Source organism: Streptomyces sp. MJM8645 (assembly GCF_001625365.1).
GTDB lineage: Bacteria > Actinomycetota > Actinomycetes > Streptomycetales > Streptomycetaceae > Kitasatospora.
Genome location: NZ_LJJF01000001.1, coordinates 6,689,274 through 6,710,794, shown reverse-complemented (window position 1 = coordinate 6,710,794; position 21,521 = coordinate 6,689,274). Strand labels below are relative to the sequence as shown.

Sequence of the window (21,521 nt, the reverse complement as noted above, 5' to 3'; positions counted from 1 at the left end):
GGCCGGTCCTGGAGCGGCCGCTCGGGCATCCGCCCCGTCGAAGGCCGGGCCAGTCCCGCCGCAGGCCCGGTCAGTCCTGGATCCGCCGCCAGGGCCGGTCCGCCTCCAGCTCGAAGGCCAGCTCCAGCAGCAGCCGCTCCTGCCCGTACGCGGCCGAGAGGTGCACGCCGATCGGCAGGCCGCTCGGCGCGGCGCCGGTGGGCAGGGCGATGCCGGGACCGCCGGTCACGTTGTTGACCGGGGTGAAGGCCACGTAGCGCTGGAGGCGCTCGATCAGCTCGTCGAAGGCCACGTTCGGGCTGAGGTGGCCGATCGGCGGGGCGGCGTGCGCGAGGACCGGCGAGAGGATCACGTCGTGGGTGCGGAAGAGGCCCGCGTACGCGGCTTCGGCGCCGCGCAGCCGGCGCAGCACGGCCGGGGTGTGCAGGAACTCCCGCTGGTAGAGCCGGCGCAGCCCGGTGGTCAGGCCGTCGAGCCGGTTGATCCGGAAGCTGCGGTCCAGCATCAGCCGGCCGCTGACCGCGATGGCGAAGGCGATGTAGCCCCAGTAGAGGACGAAGTCGCGGGAGAACTCCTCGCCGAACGGCAGAGTGGTCTCCTCGACGTGGTGGCCCAGTGCGGCCAGCCGGGCGGCGGTCTGCTCGACGGCGGTGCGGGTGGGCTCGTCGGTGCCGGCGAGCGGCGAGTCCACGACCAGTCCGATCCGCAGCCGGCGCCGCCCCGGGCCTTCGACCAGGCCGAGCGGGGGCAGCGCGGGGTTGCGGTGGTGACACTCGGCGGCGGCGTAGAAGGCGGCGGTGTCGCGGACGGAGCGGGTGAGCACGCCGTCGGTGACGAGGTCGATCGGCAGTTTGCCGCCCTGGGCGTTGGTGACCAGGCGGCCCCGGGTGGGCTTGAGTCCGACCAGTCCGCAGCAGGCGGCCGGGATGCGGATCGATCCGCCGCCGTCGTTGGCGTGCGCGATCGGCACCACTCCGGCGGCGACCAGCGCGGCCGAGCCGCCGGAGGAGGCGCCGGCCGAGTGCGAGGGCTTCCACGGGTTGCGCACCGGCTGGGCGGTGGCGAACTCGGTGGAGGCGTTGAGGCCGAACTCGGGCAGCCGGGTCTTGCCGAGGACGGCCAGGCCGGTGGCGAGGAACTGGTCGGTGAAGCGGGAGTTGCGCCGGGCCGGGCGGGCCTGGAAGGCCTCGCTGCCCATGCCGGTCGGCAGGCCGCGCAGGTCGACGTTGTCCTTGAGGAAGGTGGGGACGCCGTACAGCGGGCCGTCGGTGCCGTCCGGGCCGAGCCGGGGCCGGTCGTAGGACGGGTGGGCGACGGGGGTGAGCGTCCGGTCGACCCGGGCGGCGCGGGCGGCGGCGGCCGCGGCCAGTTCGGCGGGGGCCACCTCGCCGGCGCGGACGAGGGCGGCCAGGGCCACGGCGTCGTGCGCGCCGAGGGCGTCGTCGGTGAACCCGTGGGCCCGCTCGTCGGTCATCCGAACTCCCCAATCCCTACTGACCGGTAGTCGCGCAAGAGTTCGCAGTGTAGGCGCGGGGCGGCGCCGAGGGATACCCCACCCCCGGCTCCCGCCGTCGGCCCCCGACGGCGCACGGGCGTTCGGCATGCGCCCCCGCGTTCACCCCACCCGCCGGTCGGAGATCGTTTCGCCGACGGCCCCGGGGAAAGGCCGGATCACGAACCGATCCGGTCCACCCCCCACCCCAAGGTGACGCCCGTGCCCACCCAGTACACCTCGGCCACCGCCCCCGGCGCCCTCCCCTTGCTCGGCCACGTCCCCGCGTTCGTCCGCCGGCCGCTGGAGTTCGTCGCCGGCCTGCCCGCCCACGGCGACCTCGTCCGGCTGCGGCTCGGCCCGCTGGACGCGTACGTCGCCTGCCACCCCGAGCTGGTCCGCCAACTGCTCACCGAGGACCGCACCTACGACAAGGGCGGGCTCGTCCTCGACAAGGCCCGCGAGGTCTTCGGCGACGGCCTGGCCACCTGCCCGGCCGCCGCGCACCGGCGCCAACGCCGCATGCTGCAACCCGCGTTCCACCGCGACCGGCTGCCCGGCTACGCCGCGATGATGGCCGAGGAGATCGCCGGCACCACCGCCTCCTGGAGCGACGGCGACGTGGTCGACGTCCCCGCCGCGATGTACCGCCTCACCACCGCGGTGACCGCCCGCTGCCTGTTCGCCGCCCACGAGCGGGCCGGCTCGCTGCCCGTCCACGACAGCATGGACGTCATCACCCGCGGCGTCGGCCGGCGCGTCATGATGCCGCTGCCCGGCACCGACCGCATCCCCACCCCGGGCAACCGCCGCTTCCGCCGCGCCCAACAGGACCTGAAGGAGGTCACCCGCCGGCTGATCGCCGACTACCGCGCCGCCGGCACCGACCACAACGACCTGCTGTCCACGCTGCTCAGCGCCCGCGACGAGGACGGGCGGGGGCTCACCGACGCCGAGATCCACGACCAGGTGGTCACCTTCCTGCTCGCCGGCATGGAGACCACCGCCGCCACCCTCTCCTGGGCCTGGACCCTGCTCGCCGCCCACCCGGCCATCCGCGACCGCCTGCACGCCGAGCTGGACACCGTGCTCGACGGCCGCCCCGCCCGCCACGAGGACCTGCCCGCCCTGCCGCTCACCGCCAGGGTGGTCACCGAGACGCTGCGGCTCTACCCGCCGGTGTGGATCCTCAGCCGCGTCGCCGCCGCCGACGCCGAACTCGGCGGCCACCGCGTCCCGGCCGGCGCGACCATCCTGTTCAGCCCGTACCTGCTGCACCGCCGCGCCGACGTCTTCGCCTGCCCCGCCCGCTTCGACCCCGACCGCTGGCTCACCATCACCCGCCCCTCCCCCGGTACCTACGCCCCCTTCGGCCTCGGCGCCCGCCGCTGCATCGGCGACGTGTTCGGCACCACCGAGGCCGCCCTCGCCATCGCCACCATCGCGGCCCGCTGGACCGTCACCCCCACCCCCGGCCGCCCGGTCCGCCCCGCCCGCAGCTCCTCGCTGTCCCCCCGCCCCTTCACGGCCACCCTCGCCCGCCGGGCCTGGTGACCGGGGCTCCCGCCCCGCGCCGGCGGCGGGCGGGAGCCCGCCTGACGATGCGTCACATGGTGCGCGGCGGGCGGGGGATGCCCTGCCAGCGGTAGAGCATGGAGTCCCACGTGTAGGTGTAGGTGAAGGTGACGTCGAAGCTGGTGGTCCGCTCCAGGTGCGGCTGGCCGGGGGTCTCCGGGTCGAGCCAGGTGGTCGCGCCGTAGACGGACGCCCGCGGGTACACGCAGATCGTCCAACGGAACCAGCCCGAGGAGAGCTGGACGTCCTGGGACGGCACGTTGCCGCCCGGCGTGCTGAAGCTCCAGGCGTACGTGCCGGCGTCCAGGAACAGCCGCCGCTCGACGCACTGCTGCGCCGGCGTCACCGGAGCCGGCAGCGGCACCAACTGCCCGTAGCCCTGGAGGAATTCGCGTTCGGTCGCGGCGGATGCCGTCCCGGCCGCCGGCCCGGCCACCAGGGCGAGCAGGACGGCCGTCAGGGCCGGGATCCAGGAGAGTCTGCGCAGCATTCGATCCTCCGGCCGGACGGAGGCCCGGCGAGTGTGGACGGAAGTGGTCTACGCCAATCCTGCCGGGCCGGGTGCGGCCGTTCCCATCCCAGACCTCTGGGGTGGCCGCCGGGTCAGTCCTCGCCGCGCCGGTCGGCCGCCAGGGTGGTGAGCAGCCGCTCGATGGCCTCCAGCCGGCGGTGCAGGTCCTCGACGTCGCCGCGGGTGGCGCTCTGCTCGGCGGGCTTGAGGGTGATCACCAGCTGGCCGTCGGGCTCCAGCCGCCCGACCGCGACGTCGCGGATCGTGTCGCCGTTCTGGACGCGGACGGCGTGCTCGATCTCGGACGCGCGCAGCGCCAGCCCGCGCAGCGCGCCCGGGACGAGCTTGCCGTCGCGCACCACGGTGGTCGGGGTGCCCTCCAACAGCCGGGCGGCACGCGGGTCGTGGGCCAGCCAGCGGGTGACGGCGGCGTTCACCGCGATCAGGGTGACCGCACCGATGGCGCCGCCGAGCAGGCTGTTGTCATTGCCGATGATCGCGTTCTGCACCACGTTGGACAGCAGGAAGATGACCACCATGTCGAAGGTGTTCAGGCCCGCCAGCCCGCGCTTCCCCGCGATCCGGAACAGGATCAGGATCAGCGCGTAGACCGCGATCGTGCGGAGGATCTTCTCCACGATCGGAATCTGGACGATCACCAGGTCGTGCCACATGGCCCCGCTCCTTCAACCCCTCGGCCGGACGGGGCGGGCAGCGCCCGGGCCCGACGGTACGCGCCCCGCCGGGCCCCGGCCAGCACCCGGACGAACCCGGGTCCCCGGCCGGACAGGACCTACGAGCGGCGCTTCGGCTTGCCGCGCTTGGCCGCGGCCGCACCCCGGCCGCCCGCCGCGGGCTTCGGCCGGCCCTTCTGCTGGCCGCCCTTCTGCTGACCGGACTTCTGCTGACCGGACTTCTGCTGGCCGGACTTCTGCTGGCCGCCCTTCTGCGGCTGGGACTTGCGCGGCGCCGCGGCCTTCTGGGGCTCGGCCGCCGGCTGGGCGCCGCGCCCGCGCGAGCTGTTGACCGTGCGGCCCCGGACGATGCCGATGAACTCCTCGACCAGCTCCGTCGTGCGGTCCTCCGGCCAGGCGAGCGCCACCTGGGACTGCGGCGCCTCGGCGACCGGCCGGAAGGTGAGGTCCTTGCGGTGGTGCAGCCGGGCCAGCGACTGCGGCACCAGCAGCACGCCGACGTTGGCCGCGACCAGCTCGATGGCGTCGGCGGTGCTGGCCGGGCGCTCGATCGCCGGGCGGCCGGGCAGCCCGCCCGGCCAGCCGAGGGTGTCGTCGAGCGGGTGGAACACCACCTCCTCGGCGAGGTCGCCGAGCGCGACCTCCTCGGCGGCCGCGAGCCAGTGGTCCTTGGGGAAGACCACGACGGTGGTCTCGGCGTAGAGCGGGATCGCGCTGAGCACGTCCCGGTCGACGGGCAGCCGGACGAGCCCGGCGTCCGCGGTGCCCTCGCGCAGCGTCCCCTCGCCGTCTCCGGCCGGGACGGCGAGAAGGTCGAGCCGCACGTCCGGGAGCCGCTCGGACCACACCCGGACCCATTTGCCGGGGGTCACGCCCGGGACGTACGCGAGCCGGAAGGACGGGTTCACCTGCATGTCTGTCACAGGGCAAGGCTACCGACCGTGACCGGGAGCGCCCGCGCACTCCCTTACCCTTGTCACCATGACATCGCTCAAGCAGAAGACCAGCCAGACCATGAAGCCGGCCACCGCCGCCAAGAAGCTGGGGATCTACCTCGACGCGGCGCCGACCGGCTTCCAGGAGGGTGTGGTCTCCCGCGAGGAGCTCAGCGCGCTTCAGGCCGACCCGCCGCAGTGGCTCCAGGAGCTGCGCCAGAACGGCCCGCACCCTCGCCCGGTGGTCGCCGCCAAGCTCGGCGTCTCCATCGCCGGCCTGGCCCGCGGCGGCGTGACCGAGGCGCTCACCACCGAGCAGATCGAGGCCCTCAAGGCCGAGAACCCGCTCTGGCTGCAGCACGAGCGCGCCAACCAGGTGGACGTCCGCAAGGAGGCCGTCCGGATCAAGGAGAAGCAGGAGAAGGACGCCGCGGCGCAGGCCGCCAAGGCTGCCAAGGCCGCCAAGGCCGGCTGACCCGCGCGCTCCGGCCGCCGGCCGGGCCCGATTGTCAGACCCCTGCGCAAGGCTGGTGCCGACGTCCGTTCCACGGGCGTCGGCACAGTCGTCGGCGGACATGCGGACAGGGAGCTTGCGGATGGCACAGGCAGCAGGGGAAACACGGGCAGCACGGGCGCTGGACGGTCGGATCGCCCTGGTCGCGGGGGCGACCCGGGGCGCCGGGCGGGGCATCGCGGTGGAGCTGGGCGCCGCCGGGGCGACGGTGTACGTCACCGGGCGAAGCACCCGCGAGCAGCGCTCGGAGTACGGCCGGCCGGAGACCATCGAGGACACCGCGGACTTGGTCACCGCGGCCGGCGGCCGGGGCATCGCAGTGCCGACCGACCACCTGGTCCCGTCCCAGGTGGCCGCCCTGGTGCAACGGATCGACGCCGAGCAGGGCCGGCTGGACGTCCTGGTCAACGACATCTGGGGCGGCGAGAACCTGTTCGGCTGGAACGTCCCGGTCTGGGAGCACGACCTGGACGACGGCCTGCGGCTGCTCCGCCTCGCGGTGGAGACGCACGCCGTCACCAGCCACCACGCCCTCCCGCTGCTGCTGCGCCGCCCGGGCGGCCTGGTCGTCGAGATGACCGACGGAACCACCGAGTACAACCGCGACACCTACCGGAACTCGTTCTTCTACGACCTCGCCAAGGCCTCCGTGCTGCGGATGGCCTTCGCGCTCGGCCACGAGCTGGGCCCGCGCGGCGCCACCGCCCTGGCGCTCACCCCCGGCTGGATGCGCTCGGAGATCATGCTGGAGCACTTCGGCGTCACCGAGGAGAACTGGCGCGACGCCCTGGCCCGGGAGCCGCACTTCGGCATCTCCGAGAGCCCGTACTTCGTCGGCCGGGCGGTCGCCGCCCTCGCCACCGACCCCGAGGTCTCCCGCTGGAACGGCGGGTCGGTGTCCAGCGGGCAGTTGTCCCTGGAGTACGGCTTCACCGACCGCGACGGCAGCCGGCCGGACTGCTGGCGCTACCTGGTCGAGGTGCAGGACGCGGGCAAACCGGCCGCGCCGGAGGGCTACCGCTGACGGGGCGTCGGCGGCGGCGCCACCGGGCGCCGGGGAGAACCCCTTTCCCCGCGCCGCGTATTGACCGCGCCGCCACCGACTCCGAATAATCGGCGCCACCGGGGCGCCCAGGCAACCCTCGTCACTCTGACCACACCGGACCGGGGAGCGCCCATGACCGACCAGCCGCACCACGACGAACCCACCGCACTCGCCGCCCCCACCGCACTCGCCGCCCTGGCCGAGGAGTACTTCGCCGCCGAGAACGCCCACGCCCCGTTCGACGCGACGCTGAGCGGGGTCGAGGGCTACGCCCACGAGGTGCCCGACCCGTCCCGCGCGGCCGCGCTGCGCCACCGGGACGCGCTGGCGGGCTTCGGAGCGCGACTGGCCGCGATCCCGGTGGACGCGCTGGCCGGCGAGGACCTGGTCACCCACCGCGTGCTCGGGCGGCTGATCGACAACGGCACCGGCCGGATCACCCACGGACTGGGCGACTTCAGCATCTCGGCGACCATCACCGCACCGCAGAACGAGGCCTTCACCTCGCTCGCCATGACCTCCGTCGACCAGGAGGGCGCCGACGCCTACCTGGAGCGGCTGGCCGGCCTGCCGGGCTACTTCGACGCCGCCCTGCAGCTCCACCTGGACGCCGCCGCCGAGGGCCGCACGCCGCTGCGCAGCGGCGTCGACGCCGCCCTCGACCAGCTCGACGCCTACCTGGTCGCCAACCCGGACGACGACCAGCTGCTGCGCGCGCTGCAGGGCCGCCCGGAGTTCGACCGGGGCCGGGTGATCGTCCGCGACGGCGTGCGCCCGGCCGTGGCCCGCTACCGGGCCGGCCTGGCCCAGCGGCTGGCCGCGGACGCCCGGCCGGAAGACCGGGCCGGGGTCTGCCACGTGCCCGGCGGCACCGAGGGCTACGCCGACGCCGTCACCCGCTACACCCGGCCCGGGCTCACCCCGGAGGAGGTCCACCGGATCGGCCTGGACACCCTGGCGGGGCTGCGCGAGGAGTTCGCCGAGCTGGGCGGCAGGGTGCTCGGCATCACCGACCCCGACGCCGTGCTGGCCGCGCTGCGGGAGGACCGCGCGCTGCGCTTCGGCAGCGCCGAGGAGATCATCACCCTGGTCGACGAGGCGCTGGAGCGCGCCCGCCGCGCCTCGGCCGACTACTTCCGGGCCTACCCGATCGCCGACTGCGTGACCCGGGAGATCGACCCGATCGAGGCGGAGACCGGGCCGCTGGCCTACTACCAGCCGCCGGGCCCGGGCGGCCTGCCCGGCACCCACTGGATCAACACGCTGCGCCCGCAGACCAGGTTCAGGTACGAGTACGAGGCGATCGCCTTCCACGAGAGCGTGCCCGGGCACCACCTGCAGATCGCCGTCGCCCAGACGCTGCACCACCTGCCGGAGTTCCGGCGCCGGCCGAGCGGCCAGCTGACCGCCCACGTCGAGGGCTGGGGCCTGTACACCGAGCGGCTCGCGGACGAGATGGGGCTGTACAGCTCGGACCTCTCCCGCTTCGGCATGCTGTCGCTCGACGCCCTGCGGGCCGTGCGCCTGGTCGTGGACACCGGGCTGCACCACTACGGCTGGTCCCGGGAGCGGGCGATCGCCTTCATGCGGGACAACACGGCCACCACCGAGGCCAACGTCCGCAACGAGATCGACCGCTACCTGGCCTGGCCGGGCCAGGCGACCGCGTACCTGATCGGCCGCCGGGAGATCGTCCGGCACCGCGAGCGCGCGCAGGCGGCGCTGGGCGGCCGGTTCGACATCCGGGAGTTCCACCACGAGCTGATCGGGCACGGCAGCCTGCCGCTGGGAGTGCTGGACACGCTGGTCACGGACTGGATCGCGGCGCAGTAGGGCCCGCCGCTCCGACGGTGCGCGCACCGCGCACCGTCAGGCCGGTTCGGCTGCTACGCCGGGGTGACGGGCGGGCGGCGCTTGTGCTCGGTGCGGCGGTAGTGGCCGAGGACGGTGCGGAAGACGTCCTCGCTCACCGGCCGCTCCTCCAGGAAGTCGTCCAGGGCCTCGTAGGGGACGCCGAGGGCGTCCTCGTCGGGGCGGCCGGGGGCGAGGGTCTCCAGGTCGGCGGTGGGGGTCTTGTGGACGAGGTCCGCCGGGGCCCCCAAGGCCTCGGCCAGGGAGCGGACCTGACGCTTCGTCAGCCCGTCTAGCGGCATCACGTCGGCGGCGCCGTCACCGTACTTGGTGAAGAAGCCGACGGCCGCCTCGGCGGCGTGGTCGGTGCCGACGACCAGGCCGCCGGTGGCACCCGCGACCGCGTACTGGGCCACCATCCGCTGGCGGGCCTTGACGTTGCCGCGGACGAAGTCCTCGTGGGAGCGGTCGGCGAAGGTGAGGCCGGCGGACGTCAGCGCGTCGAGGGCGGCGTCGGTCGCGGGCCTGATGTCGACGGTCAGGGTCCGGTCCGGCCGGATGAAGTCGAGTGCGCGGCGGGCGTCCGCCTCGTCCGCCTGGGTGCCGTAGGGCAGCCGCATGGCGCAGAACTCGGCCTGGTGTCCGGCGGCGCGCAGCCGGTCGACGGCGAGCTGGCAGAGCCGCCCGGCGGTGGTGGAGTCGACGCCGCCGCTGATGCCGAGCACCAGCGTGCGGGCGCCGGCCGCCCGGAGCTGGTCGGCGAGGAAGTCGGCCCGGCGCTTCGCCTCCTGCTCGGGGCTGGGGACGGGGGCCACCCGCAGGGTGCGGGCGATCTCCCGCTGGAGGTCGGCGGACAGGGGTTCGGTCATATCGACTCCCGGGTGAAGGTGACACGGTGGGTGCCCGCCCTGGACGCTACCAGCGGGTTCCGCGCGTTCGACGAGGTGGTGGCGGTGCTGCGGCAGGCCGGGGCGAGCGCCTACGCGGGGTGCCGCAGGATGTCGAGGACGACGGCGCCGTCGACGGTCTCCTGGGCGACCAGCAGGGCGGCCAGTTCGTCGAGGTGGTGGCGGTGTTCGCGGAGCAGGTCGACGGCACGGCGTTCGGCGCGGCGCAGCAGACGGGCCACCGCCTCGTCGACGGCGCGCTGGGTCTGCTCGGAGTACGGGCGGCGGAACAGGTCCTCGGGGCCGTCGCCGAGGTAGTTCGGGGAGCCGCTGGAGTAGCCGACCGGGCCGAGTTCCGGGGAGAGGCCGAATTCGCGGACCATCCGGGTGGCGACGCCGGTGGCGTGGGCGAGGTCGTTGGCGGCGCCGGTGGAGCCCTCCCCGAAGACCACCAGCTCGGCCGCCCGCCCGCCGAGCTGGACGGTGATCAGGTCGATCAGGTAGCCCTCGGTGTACAGGTGGCGTTCCGCTTCGGGGAGTTGTTCGGTCGCGCCGAGGGAGACGCCGGCCGGGAGGATGGTCACCTTGGCGACGGGGTCGGCGTGTTCGCACAGCGCGGCGGTCAGGGCGTGCCCGGACTCGTGGACGGCGACGGCGTGGCGCTCCTCGGGCAGCAGCGCGTTGGAGGAGTCCCGGCGGCCGAGCAGGACGCGGTCACGGGCGGTGTCGAGGTCGTCGGCGGTGAGGGTGGCGCGGTCGGCGCGGACGGCGTTGATGGCGGCCTCGTTGACCAGGTTGGCGAGGTCGGCGCCGGAGAAGCCGGGTGTGCCGCGGGCGATGCGGTTCAGGTCGGCATCGGGGGCGAGGGTCTTGCCGCGGACGTGGACGGCGAGGATCGCGGCCCGTTCCGCCTGGTTGGGCAGCGGGACGGTGACCTGGCGGTCGAACCGGCCGGGGCGCAGCAGGGCCGGGTCGAGGGCGTCCGGGCGGTTGGTGGCCGCGATGACGACGATGCCGGTGGTCGGGTCGAAGCCGTCCATCTCGGAGAGCAGCTGGTTGAGGGTCTGCTCGCGCTCGTCGTTGCCGCCGAGCCGGGTGCCGCCCGCGCGGCGGCCGCCGACGGCGTCGATCTCGTCGATGAAGATGATGGACGGCGCGCGTTTGCGGGCCTCGTCGAAGAGGTCGCGGACGCGGGAGGCGCCGACGCCGACGAACATCTCGACGAAGCCGGAGCCGGTCACGGAGAGGAAGGGCACCTCGGCCTCTCCGGCGACGGCCCGGGCGAGCAGGGTCTTCCCGGTGCCGGGCGGGCCGACCATGATCACCCCGCGCGGGCCCTTGGCGCCGGCGGCGGCGTAGCGTTCGGGGCTGCGCAGGAAGTCGACCACCTCGCTGACCTCCTGCTTGACGCCCTCGTACCCGGCGACGTCGGCGAAGCGGGTGGCGGGCCGCTCGGCCTCGATGATCTTGGCGCGGGAGCGGCCGATGGCGCTCAGGCCGCCGCCGAGCGAGCGGGCGGCCATCCGGCCGGACCAGAGGAACAGCCCGCCGAAGAGCAGCAGCGGCAGGAACAGCAGCAGCGTCGACCAGATCGAGCTGCCGCCGCTGTGGCTGGCGGTGATGTCGACGTGCTGGCCGGCCAGCTCGCCGCTGAGCTGGGAGGTGTCCAGGGCGGTCGGGATCTGGCTGGTGAAGTGCGTGCCGTCCTTGAGGGTGCCGGTGACCCCGCCGGTGTCGGTGATGTCCACGGTCTGCACCTGGCCGGCGCCGACCCGGTTGAGGAAGTCGGTGTAGCCGTAGTTGGCGCCGGTCGAGCCGGAGCGCGAGAACAGGATGAGCAGCAGCAGGGTCACCAGGACGGCGACGGGCAGCAGCCAGCGGCGCATCGCGGGCGGGGGCGGCTTGGGCGGCGGCGGGCCGCCGGGGGTGCGGGGCCGCTCGGGGCCCCCGCCCGGGGGCGGCGGGGTCGCGGGGTGGCGGGCGGCGCGCAGCCGGATTCGGGTGATCATCCGCGCCCACCACCTCTCCGCCGCCGGGCCTTCCCCTCCATGGTGGGGCGAGAAGGGCCCGGACGGGAGGTCCAGGACGAACCGGCCGGCCCCGGCGCGGGGGCCGGCGGCGCCGTCAGGAGAAGTCGAGCGAGCCGGTCCGGGTCCGCTTGAGCTCGAAGAAGTTCGGGTAGCCGGCCAGCAGCCGCACCCCGTCGAAGACCCGGACGGCGTCCTCGCCGCGCGGGATGGCGCTCAGCACCGGGCCGAAGAAGGCGACGCCGTCGACGTGGATGGTCGGCGTGCCGACCTCCTCGCCGACCGGGTCCATGCCCTCGTGGTGGCTCTTGCGCAGCGCGACGTCGTACGCCGTGCTGTCGGCCGCGGCGGCGAGCTCCTCCGGCAGTCCGGCCGCGACCAGGGCCTCCCGGATGACGGCGTCGTCGGCGGGCCGGTCCTGGTCGTGCAGGCGAGTGCCGAGTTCGGTGTACAGGTCGCGCAGCACGTGCTCGCCGTGCTGTTCGGCGGCGGCGATGCAGACCCGGACGGGGCCCCAGCCGGTGGTCATCAGGCGCTGGTAGCGCTCGGGCAGGTCGGTGCGGCCCTCGTTGAGGACGGACAGGCTCATCACCCGGAAGGTGAGGTCGAGCTCGCGGTGGCGCTCGACCTCACGGATCCACCGGGAGGTGATCCAGGCGAACGGGCAGATCGGATCGAAGTAGAAATCGACTTTGGTGGTCACGGTGAAGAGCCTAGACGCCGAGTGGACCGCTTTCCAGGGCCAATCGATCACCATTGCGGTGGGCCACTTCTCAGCTGCAGGTCTTCCCGTCGGCCGGCACCGTGCCATCCAGCAGGTAGGCGTCCACGGCCTGCTTCAGGCACGGGTCGCCGGTGTTGTAGCCGCCGTGGCCCTCGCCCTGGAGGGTGACGTTGACGCCGACGCCCGGGCCGAGCTGCTGCGCCATCGCGTGGGCGCCCTCGACCGGGGTGGCCGGGTCGCCGGTGGTGCCGACCACCACGATCGGGGCCGCGCCGGCGGCCGAGACGTCCGGGTGGTCGGCCTTGCCCGGCACCGGCCAGCCGGTGCAGCTCGTCAGGCCCCAGGCGGAGTAGGGGCCGAACACCGGGGAGGCGTCGCGGAACTGCGGCAGCTGCTGTTCGACGTCCTGGTCGGAGTAGCGCTGCCGGGCGTCCACGCAGTTGATCGCCCGGTTGGCGGCGCTCAGGTTGGTGTAGCGCCCCTGCGGGTCGCGCCCGAACATCGCGTCGGAGAGCTGGAGCAGTGTGTTGCCGGTGCCCTGCTGCAACGCCTCGGTGAGCCCGGCGGCCAGGACGGGCCAGGTCTCCTCGCTGTACAGGGCGGCGGCGATGCCGGTGACGGCCAGGGTCTCGGTGAGCTGCCGCCCGCCGGTGGTGGGCAGCGGGGACTGCTCCAGCTTCTGCAGCAGCGCCGTGACCGCCGCCGTGCCCTCGACGCCGCCGGCACCCGTCGGGCAGACGGCGGCCTCCTCGGCGGCGCAGGCCTTCATGAAGTTGTCGAAGGCGAGCTGGAAGCCCTTGGCCTGGCCGAGCGCGGACTGCTGCGGGTCCTTCGTCGGGTCGACGACCGAGTCCAGGACGATCCGGCCGACCTCGTGCGGGAACAGGTGCGCGTAGACGCCGCCGAGCTGGGTGCCGTAGCTGATGCCGAAGTAGAAGAGCTTCTGGTCGCCGAGCACCTGCCGCATCAGGTCGAGGTCGCGGGCGGCACTCTCGGTGTCCACGTAGGGCAGCACCGGACCGGAGTTGTGCTCGCAGGCGGCGGTGAACTGCGCGTTGCTGGTGTCCAGCGCCTTCACCGCGTCGGGGGTCCCGGGGGTGTTGTCGATTGCCAGGCTGACGTCCATCGCCTTGTCGTCCAGGCAGCTCACCCCGGCGCTGGCGCCGACCCCGCGGGGGTCGAAACTCACCAGGTCGTAGCGGGCGTTGAGGGAGGCGTAGTCGGCGGCGAGGGCGGGCAGCGTGGCGACGCCGGAGGCGCCGGGGCCACCGAAGTTGAACAGCAGCGAGCCGATCCGGTGCTTCTCGTCCTTCGCCCGGCTCCGGATCATGGCCAGGTCGATGGTCTCGCCGTCCGGCTTGCCGTGGTCCAGCGGCGCCTTGAGGGTGGCGCACTGCCAGTCACCGGCGGGCGCGGTGCCGCTGCCCTGCGCGGGGCTGGGGGCCGGGCAGGCCTGCCAGTCGAGATGCTGGGCCGCGAGTCCGGTCGCGGACGCGGCGGGTGAGCCGGGCGAGCCGGCCGGGGAGGTCGGCGCGGGCTCGACGGCGGAGCGGGCGTCGCCCTGGCAGCCGGCGGCACAGGCGAGCAGCAGCGCGGCCAGGCCGAAAGCGCCGGCGCCGCGGACGACGGTGTGCATGGAGCGGTCCACCTCTCGGGTTGCCGGGCGCGCCCCGGCGGACGGCGGGGCGGCGTACGCCCCGGCGCTCGGCACGGTCAACGCACCACAGACCCTAGGGGCGGTGGTGCGACTGCGCCCGCCGGAAGGGCCGGTGGAGGGGCGTGCGGCGGTCCGGCTGCCACCCGCCGTCCGGGTGAGGTCGCTCCCGTGGCCCTCGTCCGGACCGCCCACTACCTGGCGTCGCATGCTATCTTGCATCGCATGGTACCTGGCATCACACACCACGACGGCGACGCCGGCGCGGCCGACGGGCCGGTGGCGACGCAACTGCGCAAGGGCGTACTGGAGTACTGCGTCCTGGCGCTGCTGCGGGACGGCCCCCGGTACGGGGTGGAGCTGCTGCAGGAGCTCGGCCGGTTCCCGATGCTGGCGACCAGCCAGGGCACCATCTACCCCCTGCTGTCCCGGCTGCGCCGGGCCGGCCTCGCCGACACCTTCCTGCGCGACTCGGCCAGCGGCCCGTCCCGCCGGTACTACACCCTCACCGACACCGGCCGCAGCGCACTGGAGGAGTTCGCCACGCTGTGGCCCGCCTTCCGCGAAACCGTCGACCACGTCCTGGCCCCGGGAGAGAACCCGTGAACAACCCCATCGAGCACCCCCTGGTCCGCACCCACCTGGCCGCGGTCGCCCGGTACACCGCTCCGCTGCCCGAGCCTCGCCGCCGCGAACTGCTCGCGGACCTGCGCGAGCACATCGAGGTCTCGCTCGCCGAGTGCGACCCCGCCGACGAGGCCGCCGTCCGGCGGGTCCTGGAGCAGCTGGGCAGCCCCCGGCGGATCGCCGACGCCGCGCTCGACGAGGAGGGCGGCACCCGACCGGAGCCGGAGAGCCGCGGCCGCACCGCCCGCACCCTGGTCTTCGCGGTGCTGCCGGTTCCGCTGTCGTTCGTCCCGGCCATCGGGCCCCCGCTCGCACTGGCCGCCGCCGTCATCGCCGCGAGCAGGGTGTGGCGGTCCACGCAGTGGAGCCGCCGGGAGAAGCGGCTGGCAGCCCTGCTGCTGCTCTCCCCCGTCCTGGTCACTCCGCTGGCCGGCATCGCCGCCGCCGTCGTGTCCCCGTTCGGCCTGACCGCGACCGCCGTCCTCGCCGCCTGCGTGGTGGGCTTCTGCCCCGCCCTGCTCGCGGCGTTCCTCCTGGCCCGCTCCGCCGCCCGGCTGCGCAACGCCGCACTCACGGCCTGAACCGGCTTCACCAAAGAACACTGACGTTTCACCGGCCCCCCCTGGTGATGCCGGAGGCCGCCCCCATGTACAAGGGGGGCGGCCTCCGCACGTCGGAGGCTCGCGCTTGCGCGCGCCTCTGCCCGGCGGCTAATGTCTTACCTGTTTCTCACCATCAAATCCCTTTTCGGCCAAGGCCGTTCATACGGTTAACGAAAACCCGCATACAGTGTGCGGACCTGGGGAACCCGAACCGCCACCCCCTCCGTCTGGGGGCTTTTCCATTACGCGGGAATCAAGGCAACTCACTTTACCGTCAGGCTCGTTGACCCCGTTCTCCGGCGGCTGCTTTGCTTCTCGGCGGCCGAGGCGGGCCTGTTTCCCCCCGGTGATCCGTTGTGCGGCGGGTCATCCAGGCGTTCCACCGCCTCCGGCCTCTCCCTGTCCTTCGCGACCACCCGTCACCCACCGGTGCCCGGGCGGTCGGCATGAGAGAGGCAACCCTCACATGGGCCGAACCCCCACGTTCCGTCTCGCCGGACGGGCGGCGCTCACCGGCGTCGCCGCGCTCGCCCTCGCGGCGGCCGGCTTCACCGCGGCACCCGCCCAGGCGCAGCCCGACGACGCCGCGCACCCCGCGGCGTCGGCGAACCACCCGTACCGGCACGGCGCCGTCCCGCTGCGCGGCCACCAGGCCGCACCGAACGCCACCTCCGCCAACAACCTCAACTACGGTGGCGGGGCGGGCAGTCCGAGCATCGGCGTGACCACCGGACCGGAGCACGTCTACCTGGTGTTCTGGGGCTCCCAGTGGGGCAGCTCCGGCACCGACACCAACGGCAACACCACGCTCAGCGGCGACGCCAAGGGCATGGCCCCGCGCCTCCAGCAGCTGTTCAAGGGCATCGGCGCGGGCAGCGAGCTCTGGTCCGGCGTCATGACGCAGTACTGCGAGGGCGTCGCCGCCGGCTCCCAGACCTGCCCGGGCAACTCCGCGCACGTCGCCTACCCCACCGGCGGCGCGCTCGCCGGCGTCTGGGTGGACACCTCCGCCGCGGCGCCCGCCTCCGCGACCGGCAACCAGATCGGCGCCGAGGCGGTCAAGGCGTCCGGCCACTTCGGCAACACCACGGCCGCGGCCAACCGGAACGACCAGTACGTCGTCGTCTCCCCCACCGGCACCACCCCCGACGGCTTCAACACCGCGTCCGGCAACTTCTGCGCCTGGCACGACTACACCGGCGACACCACGCTCACCGGCGGCGCCGTCTCCTCCCCGTACGGCGAACTGGCCTTCACCAACCTGCCGTACGTGACCGACGCGGGCTCCGGCTGCGGCCAGAGCTTCGTCAACGCGGGGACGGCCGGCACCCTGGACGGCGTCACCATCGTCGAGGGCCACGAGTACGCCGAGACCATCACCGACCAGAACCCGGCCGGCGGCTGGACCGACAGCAGCGGCGCCGAGAACGGCGACAAGTGCGCCTGGGTCAGCAGCGGCCAGGGCGCCTCGGCGAACGTCGGCTTCACCACCGGCAGCTTCGCCATGCAGTCGACCTGGGCGAACGACTTCAACAGCGGTGCGGGCGGCTGCGAGATGTCCCACCCGATCGTCGGCGGCACGACCGGCAACACCGTCACCGTCACCAACCCGGGCGCCCAGACCGGCACCACCGGCAAGGCCGTCAGCCTGCAGATCGCGGCGACCGACAGCGCCTCCGGCCAGACCCTCACCTACACGGCGAGCGGCCTGCCGGCCGGCCTGTCCATCTCCGCCTCCGGCCTGATCAGCGGCACCCCGACCACCGCCGGCACGGCGAGCGTCACGGTCACCGCCAAGGACGCCACCGGCGCCTCCGGCTCCGCCGCCTTCGGCTGGACCGTCACCTCCACGGGCGGCGGCGGCCTCACCAACGGCGGCTTCGAGACCGGCACCCTGAGCGGCTGGGCCTCCACCGGCAGCGCCGCCGCCTCCAGCGCCGCCAAGCACACCGGCGGCTACGGCGCCATGCTCGGCTCCACCGGCCCCACCACCACGTCCACGGCCAGCCAGACCTTCACCGCCCCGACCGGCAGCAGCAAGGTCGCCTTCTGGTACGACGTCACCTGCCCGGACACCGTCACCTACGACTGGGCGACCGCCACCCTCAAGGACAACACCACCAATACCACGGCCACGGTGCTCGCCAAGACCTGCACCAGCGGCCTCGGCTGGAAGTCCGCCTCCGGCACCGTCACCCCGGGCCACAGCTACACGCTCACCCTCACCAACGTGGACGACAACTACCCGGGCGACCCGACCTACACCTACTACGACGACGTGACCGTCTCCTGACGGCCGCCCGTCCACGCCCCTGACGCCGCCGGGGCGGGCCACCACGGCCCGCCCCGGCGGCACCGCGTCCCAAGGACACTGCGCCCCAAGGACACCGCGCCCCGACAACATCGCGCCCTGTGAAGGAGGAGAGCCGTGACGGTGCGAAAGCTCGCGGCAGCCGCCCTGCTCGCCCTGGCGGCCGGCTGCTCGTCGAACCCCGGCCCCGCCGCGCCGGGCCCGCCCGCCCTGGTGCTCGACGAGCACGCCGACGGCACGACCGTCCGGGTGGCACCCGGCACCGTCATCCGGGTCGAGCTGCACAGCACCTACTGGTCCCCGGCCGCCGGCGACAGCCCGCGGACGCTGCGTCCGACCGCCACCGCGACCACCCCCGCCCCCTCCTGCCGGCCGGGCGGCGGCTGCGGTCAGGTCACCGCCGGCTTCCTCGCCGCCTCCCCCGGCACGGCCCGCCTCTCCGCCCACCGCACCACCTGCGGCGAGGCACTGGCCTGCCCGCCCGGCCAGCGGGCCTTCACCGTGACGGTGACAGTCGGCTGACGGGTCAGTGCTGGACGCCGGAGGACAGCGAGAAGTCCGCGAAGTAGGCGCGCTGGGTGCTCGCCGGGCCCCAACTGGTGTCGTGGCCGCCGTAGAAGGTGGAGAAGAACACGCCGCCGAAGGGGATCCCGCCGATGCCCGAGGCCACCCCGCGCGCCGCGTAGACCTGGCGGCCGTCGTACCAGACGGTGACGTCCCCGGTGCCGCGGTCGACCAGCTGCTCGACGCTGTGCCACGCGCCGTCGGCCTGGAACCGCCAGTCGCCGAGCCCCTCGTCCACCCCGTAGCCGGTCGGGCCGGAGTTGGTCGGGGTGTAGAGGTAGACCTCGCCGTTGTCCGGCACGCCCTTGGCGCCGCGCCACATGTAGCGCGTCGACCAGCCTGCGCCGTGGTTGCCGCCCGACTCCTCACCGATCCTGCCGCCGTACAGTCCGGGCAGCTTCCCCGCCTTGCCCCAGTCCCGGCCGGCCGGGAACTTGAGGGAGTACTTCAGGTCCAGCGTCTTGCCCTGGGCCAGGGCGGACAGGCCCAGGCTGGTCAGATCCGTGTAGAACTGGCCGCCGCCCGGGTTCGGGCAGTCGGCGCACTGGTTGGAGGAGGACCCGGCCCCGTAGACGACCTGGAGCGCCGAGCCGCCCCCGGGAGCGGCCGCGTCGTCGACCGCGCTCAAGTCCGAACCGCCCCACGTCCCCTGGTCGGCCGCGCCCCAGGCGTGCTTCCACTGGTCCGTCCCGTAACCGCGGAACTGGCCGGTCCAGGCCGTCTTCCCGCTCGCCACCGCGGCCGGCGCGGCTCCCCTCGCTCCCTCGGACCCCGAGGCGGCCGGCGCGGCGATCGAGGCCGCGGCGGGTGACGTCGACGGGGCGCAGGCGGCCAGGGCGGCAGCCGCGAGCACCGATCCGAACACACGACGAGTGCTTTTCATGACTGCCCCTCCCGACGGGACCGGGCCGGGACGGCCCACCCGCTCCATGTGACGCTCCGCCACCGGGTCACAGTAGCGGCGCCCGATGTGACGTGGCCACCACACTCCCGGGTGACGGCGGGGCGGGGTCCCCGGCCCCCGGCCCTCCCGATGCGGGCGGGGTGCGAGGTGCGAGGTGGCGCTGCGGCCGCGAAGATTCATCCGATCTTCCGGCGGAGGACGTCAAGACCGCGGCGACGGCTCCGACCACCGGTCGAGGAGCCCAGCCGGGCCCGCGAACCACGAGGAGCACGAGATGAAGTTCCTGATCAGCCTGCACATCAACCCGGCCGTGATGGACGCGCTGACCGACGAGGAGAAGGCGGCGATCGGCCACGGCCACGGCGAGTTCATCGAGGCGCTGAAGGCGTCCGGAGAGCTGATCACCACCCAGGCACTGGTCGATCCGACCCAGGCCGCCGTGGTGACCGTGCGCAACGGCCAGCCGGTGGTGACCGACGGCCCGTTCCTGGAGGCCAAGGAGTACCTGGGCGGCTTCTACCTGATCGATTGCGAGGACAAGGAGCGGGCGATCGCGCTGGCGGCGCTGATCCCGGACACCGCGATCGAGGGCCTGGGGGTCGAGGTGCGGCAGGTGATGTTCGCCGACGGACACTTGGAGGCATGACAGCACCGGACTTCGAGGACCTGCTGCGTGCGCTCACGCCGCAGGTCCTCGGCACCTTGGTTCGCCGGTACGGCCGGTTCGAAGGGTGCGAGGACGCCGTCCAGGAGGCCGTTCTCGCCGCCACCGTGCAGTGGCCGTCCGAGGGGGTGCCGGACAATCCGCACGGCTGGCTGGTGACCGTCGCGGCCCGGCGGCTCATCGACCAGTTGCGCCGCGACCGCGCGCGCCGCGAACGGGAGTCGGCGACGGCCGCCGAGGCGGTGCCGCCGGAGGTGCCGGACACCGACGACACGCTCGTCCTGCTGTTCCTGTGCTGCCATCCGACGCTCACCGCGGCCTCCCGGACCGCCCTGACGCTGCGGGCGGTCGGCGGTCTGACCACCGCCGAGATCGCCCGCGCGTTCCTGGTGCCGGAGGCCACCATGGCGGCCAGGATCAGCCGGGCCAAGCAGCGCATCAGGGCCGCCGGCAGCTCGTTCGCCCTGCCGGACGGCGCGGAGCGCGAGGAACGGCTGCGAGTCGTGCTGCACGTGCTCTACCTGATCTTCAACGAGGGCTACACCGCCACCTCCGGACCGGAGTTGCACCGCCCCGACCTCGCGCGCGAGGCGATCCGGTTGACCAGGACGGTGCACGCGCAGCTGCCCGGGGACGACGAGGTGACCGGGTTGCTCGCGCTGATGCTGCTGACCCACGCCCGCCGGGAGGCCCGGACCACCCCGGCCGGCGACCTGGTGCCGCTGGACGAGCAGGACCGCAAGGCCTGGGACCGGGCGCTGATCGACGAGGGCGTCGGACTGGCCGAGGCGGCGCTGGCCGGCCCGACCCTGGGGCCCTACCAGTTGCAGGCCGCCATCGCGGCCACGCACGCCGACGCGGCCACCGCCGAGGAGACCGACTGGCCCCAGGTGCACGCCCTCTACCTGATCCTGGAACGGATCGCGCCCAACCCGATGATCACCCTCAACCGGGCGATCGCGCTCGCCGAGACCGACGGCCCGGCCGCCGGGCTGGCCCTGCTGTCCGCCCTGGACGGTGACGGGCGGATGGCCGGGCACCACCGGCTGCTGTCCGTCCGGGCGCACCTGCTGGAGAAGGCCGGCGACCCGGCCGGCGCCCACGAGCACTACCGGCGCGCCGCGAAGGCCACCGCCAGCCTCGCCGAGCGGCGCTACCTGGAGGCCCGGGCCGCCCGGACCGGGCCACGCTCCGGCTGAACACGCGTCCGGGGCGTCCAAAACGTCCAGCGCGCGGCCGGGGCGGGCCCGGGGCCGGCCCCGGCTCAACGACCCGGCGGCTCCATCCCCGGCCTGCCCCGCACCGCGTACGTCGGCAGCCGCAGTTCGCCGAGGACGGCCCGGGGCAGGCTCAGCCCGAACCGCCGCCCGACCGCGCCGAGGGTGCGGCGGCGGACGGCCGCGGGCGGCTCGCCCCCGGGACCGCGGGTGATCCCGTCGGGCTCCAGGACGCCTGCGGCGACCAGCTCGGGGACCAGCAGGTCGGGCTCCCGGCCCCAGCGCCAGCGCTCCTCGGCGAGGCCGAACCCGCACAGCACGGCGCCGTCGCGGGCGTAGTCGAGCAGCGCCGGCGGGTGGTCCGGCATCGGGCGGAAGTGGACCACCTCGACCCCGTCGCACGCTATCTCGGTGAGCCGTTCGCCGCCGGTGGAGTCGCCGTACTCGACCGCGAAGGACCACTCACCGGACTCGCCGACCCGGATCACGCCGTCGCCGTCGTCGCTCGGGCGGAACACCTCGATGTCGAGGTCCCACACCTCGGTGCCGCTGAGCGGCCCGGCCGCGGCGGCCGGATCGGCGCCCATCCGGCGGGCGAGCTCCTGCGGCGGTATCCCCCGGGCGAACAGGACGCCGTCGACGGAGCGCCCGGCGTCCGCGAGCCACCGGATGCCCTCCTCGCCCCCCGCCCCTTCGGTACCGTCCGTCATGACGCCCCCTCA

20 protein-coding genes are annotated in these 21,521 nt (G+C 74.2%); 10 read left to right on the top strand and 10 right to left on the bottom strand.

All coding sequences use genetic code 11. The features are described from left to right. Positions 1-70: 70 nt before the first annotated feature. A complete protein-coding gene (locus A6F73_RS28515) occupies positions 71-1,474 on the bottom strand; it encodes an amidase (protein WP_063350395.1) in 1,404 nt (467 codons plus the stop codon). A gap of 240 nt (positions 1,475-1,714) precedes the next feature. On the opposite strand from A6F73_RS28515, the gene A6F73_RS28510 reads away from it, so the two are divergent. Next, positions 1,715-3,046, top strand: coding sequence for a cytochrome P450 (locus A6F73_RS28510; protein WP_063350394.1), 1,332 nt, complete (start codon positions 1,715-1,717; stop codon positions 3,044-3,046). 52 nt (positions 3,047-3,098) lie between these two features. On the opposite strand, the gene A6F73_RS28505 is transcribed toward A6F73_RS28510, so the two are convergent. The 3 genes from A6F73_RS28505 to A6F73_RS28495 form a co-directional block, all read right to left on the bottom strand. Further along, positions 3,099-3,557 carry a hypothetical protein gene (locus tag A6F73_RS28505; protein WP_063350393.1) on the bottom strand — a complete coding sequence of 153 codons (459 nt, stop codon included), beginning with the start codon at positions 3,555-3,557 and terminating at the stop codon, positions 3,099-3,101. Between the two features lie 113 nt (positions 3,558-3,670). Continuing rightward, positions 3,671-4,252, bottom strand: a complete 582-nt coding sequence (locus tag A6F73_RS28500) for a YetF domain-containing protein (protein WP_063350392.1) — start codon at positions 4,250-4,252, stop codon at positions 3,671-3,673. 119 nt (positions 4,253-4,371) lie between these two features. Beyond that, positions 4,372-5,196 (bottom strand): LysR family substrate-binding domain-containing protein, encoded by an 825-nt coding sequence (locus A6F73_RS28495; RefSeq protein WP_063350391.1) that lies wholly within the window; start codon positions 5,194-5,196, stop codon positions 4,372-4,374. A gap of 58 nt (positions 5,197-5,254) precedes the next feature. Between A6F73_RS28495 and A6F73_RS28490 the strand changes: the two genes are divergently transcribed. From A6F73_RS28490 to A6F73_RS28480, 3 genes are all read left to right on the top strand, one after another. Next, positions 5,255-5,683, top strand: coding sequence for a DUF5997 family protein (locus A6F73_RS28490; protein ID WP_063350390.1), 429 nt, complete (start codon positions 5,255-5,257; stop codon positions 5,681-5,683). Between the two features lie 121 nt (positions 5,684-5,804). After that, positions 5,805-6,746 (top strand): SDR family oxidoreductase, encoded by a 942-nt coding sequence (locus A6F73_RS28485; protein ID WP_063350389.1) that lies wholly within the window; start codon positions 5,805-5,807, stop codon positions 6,744-6,746. A 153-nt stretch (positions 6,747-6,899) separates the two neighbouring features. After that, the gene (locus A6F73_RS28480; RefSeq protein ID WP_063350388.1) at positions 6,900-8,600 is read left to right on the top strand and encodes a DUF885 domain-containing protein; all 1,701 of its coding nucleotides are present in this window, start codon (positions 6,900-6,902) and stop codon (positions 8,598-8,600) included. A 53-nt stretch (positions 8,601-8,653) separates the two neighbouring features. On the opposite strand, the gene nadE is transcribed toward A6F73_RS28480, so the two are convergent. The 4 genes from nadE to A6F73_RS28460 all read right to left on the bottom strand — a co-directional run bounded on the left by nadE (position 8,654) and on the right by A6F73_RS28460 (position 13,892). After that, positions 8,654-9,487, bottom strand: coding sequence for an ammonia-dependent NAD(+) synthetase (nadE, locus tag A6F73_RS28475; RefSeq protein ID WP_063350387.1), 834 nt, complete (start codon positions 9,485-9,487; stop codon positions 8,654-8,656). A 110-nt stretch (positions 9,488-9,597) separates the two neighbouring features. Next, entirely contained in the window at positions 9,598-11,514 is a 1,917-nt protein-coding gene (ftsH, locus tag A6F73_RS28470; RefSeq protein WP_063350386.1) for an ATP-dependent zinc metalloprotease FtsH, read from the bottom strand. 115 nt (positions 11,515-11,629) lie between these two features. Further along, positions 11,630-12,289, bottom strand: coding sequence for a DsbA family protein (locus A6F73_RS28465; protein ID WP_063350385.1), 660 nt, complete (start codon positions 12,287-12,289; stop codon positions 11,630-11,632). A gap of 16 nt (positions 12,290-12,305) precedes the next feature. After that, positions 12,306-13,892: an alpha/beta hydrolase gene (locus tag A6F73_RS28460; protein WP_063350384.1), complete on the bottom strand. Its 1,587-nt coding sequence runs from the start codon at positions 13,890-13,892 to the stop codon at positions 12,306-12,308. A gap of 243 nt (positions 13,893-14,135) precedes the next feature. On the opposite strand from A6F73_RS28460, the gene A6F73_RS28455 reads away from it, so the two are divergent. From A6F73_RS28455 to A6F73_RS28440, 4 genes are all read left to right on the top strand, one after another. Beyond that, positions 14,136-14,516 (top strand): PadR family transcriptional regulator, encoded by a 381-nt coding sequence (locus A6F73_RS28455; RefSeq protein ID WP_063351622.1) that lies wholly within the window; start codon positions 14,136-14,138, stop codon positions 14,514-14,516. After that, positions 14,513-15,118, top strand: coding sequence for a hypothetical protein (locus tag A6F73_RS28450; RefSeq protein ID WP_063350383.1), 606 nt, complete (start codon positions 14,513-14,515; stop codon positions 15,116-15,118). The genes A6F73_RS28455 and A6F73_RS28450 overlap by 4 nt, the downstream gene beginning before the upstream one ends. Before the next feature lie 487 nt (positions 15,119-15,605). Further along, a complete protein-coding gene (locus A6F73_RS42605) occupies positions 15,606-17,432 on the top strand; it encodes a putative Ig domain-containing protein (RefSeq protein ID WP_063350382.1) in 1,827 nt (608 codons plus the stop codon). 135 nt (positions 17,433-17,567) lie between these two features. After that, positions 17,568-17,972 carry a hypothetical protein gene (locus A6F73_RS28440; RefSeq protein WP_063350381.1) on the top strand — a complete coding sequence of 135 codons (405 nt, stop codon included), beginning with the start codon at positions 17,568-17,570 and terminating at the stop codon, positions 17,970-17,972. Between the two features lie 4 nt (positions 17,973-17,976). Here the strand turns inward: A6F73_RS28440 and A6F73_RS28435 are convergent, their stop codons facing one another. Then, on the bottom strand, positions 17,977-18,897 hold the full coding sequence (locus tag A6F73_RS28435) for a polysaccharide lyase (RefSeq protein ID WP_208869126.1): 921 nt from the start codon (positions 18,895-18,897) through the stop codon (positions 17,977-17,979). A gap of 295 nt (positions 18,898-19,192) precedes the next feature. Here A6F73_RS28435 and A6F73_RS28430 point away from each other — a divergent pair, with 295 nt between their 5' ends. Together A6F73_RS28430 and A6F73_RS28425 are read left to right on the top strand one after the other, a co-directional pair. Beyond that, on the top strand, positions 19,193-19,564 hold the full coding sequence (locus A6F73_RS28430; RefSeq protein WP_063350380.1) for a YciI family protein: 372 nt from the start codon (positions 19,193-19,195) through the stop codon (positions 19,562-19,564). Then, positions 19,561-20,781, top strand: coding sequence for a sigma-70 family RNA polymerase sigma factor (locus A6F73_RS28425; protein ID WP_063350379.1), 1,221 nt, complete (start codon positions 19,561-19,563; stop codon positions 20,779-20,781). The genes A6F73_RS28430 and A6F73_RS28425 overlap by 4 nt, the downstream gene beginning before the upstream one ends. A 65-nt stretch (positions 20,782-20,846) precedes the next feature. On the opposite strand, the gene A6F73_RS28420 is transcribed toward A6F73_RS28425, so the two are convergent. After that, positions 20,847-21,509, bottom strand: a complete 663-nt coding sequence (locus A6F73_RS28420) for a DUF6461 domain-containing protein (protein ID WP_063350378.1) — start codon at positions 21,507-21,509, stop codon at positions 20,847-20,849. Between the last annotated feature and the right edge of the window lie 12 nt (positions 21,510-21,521).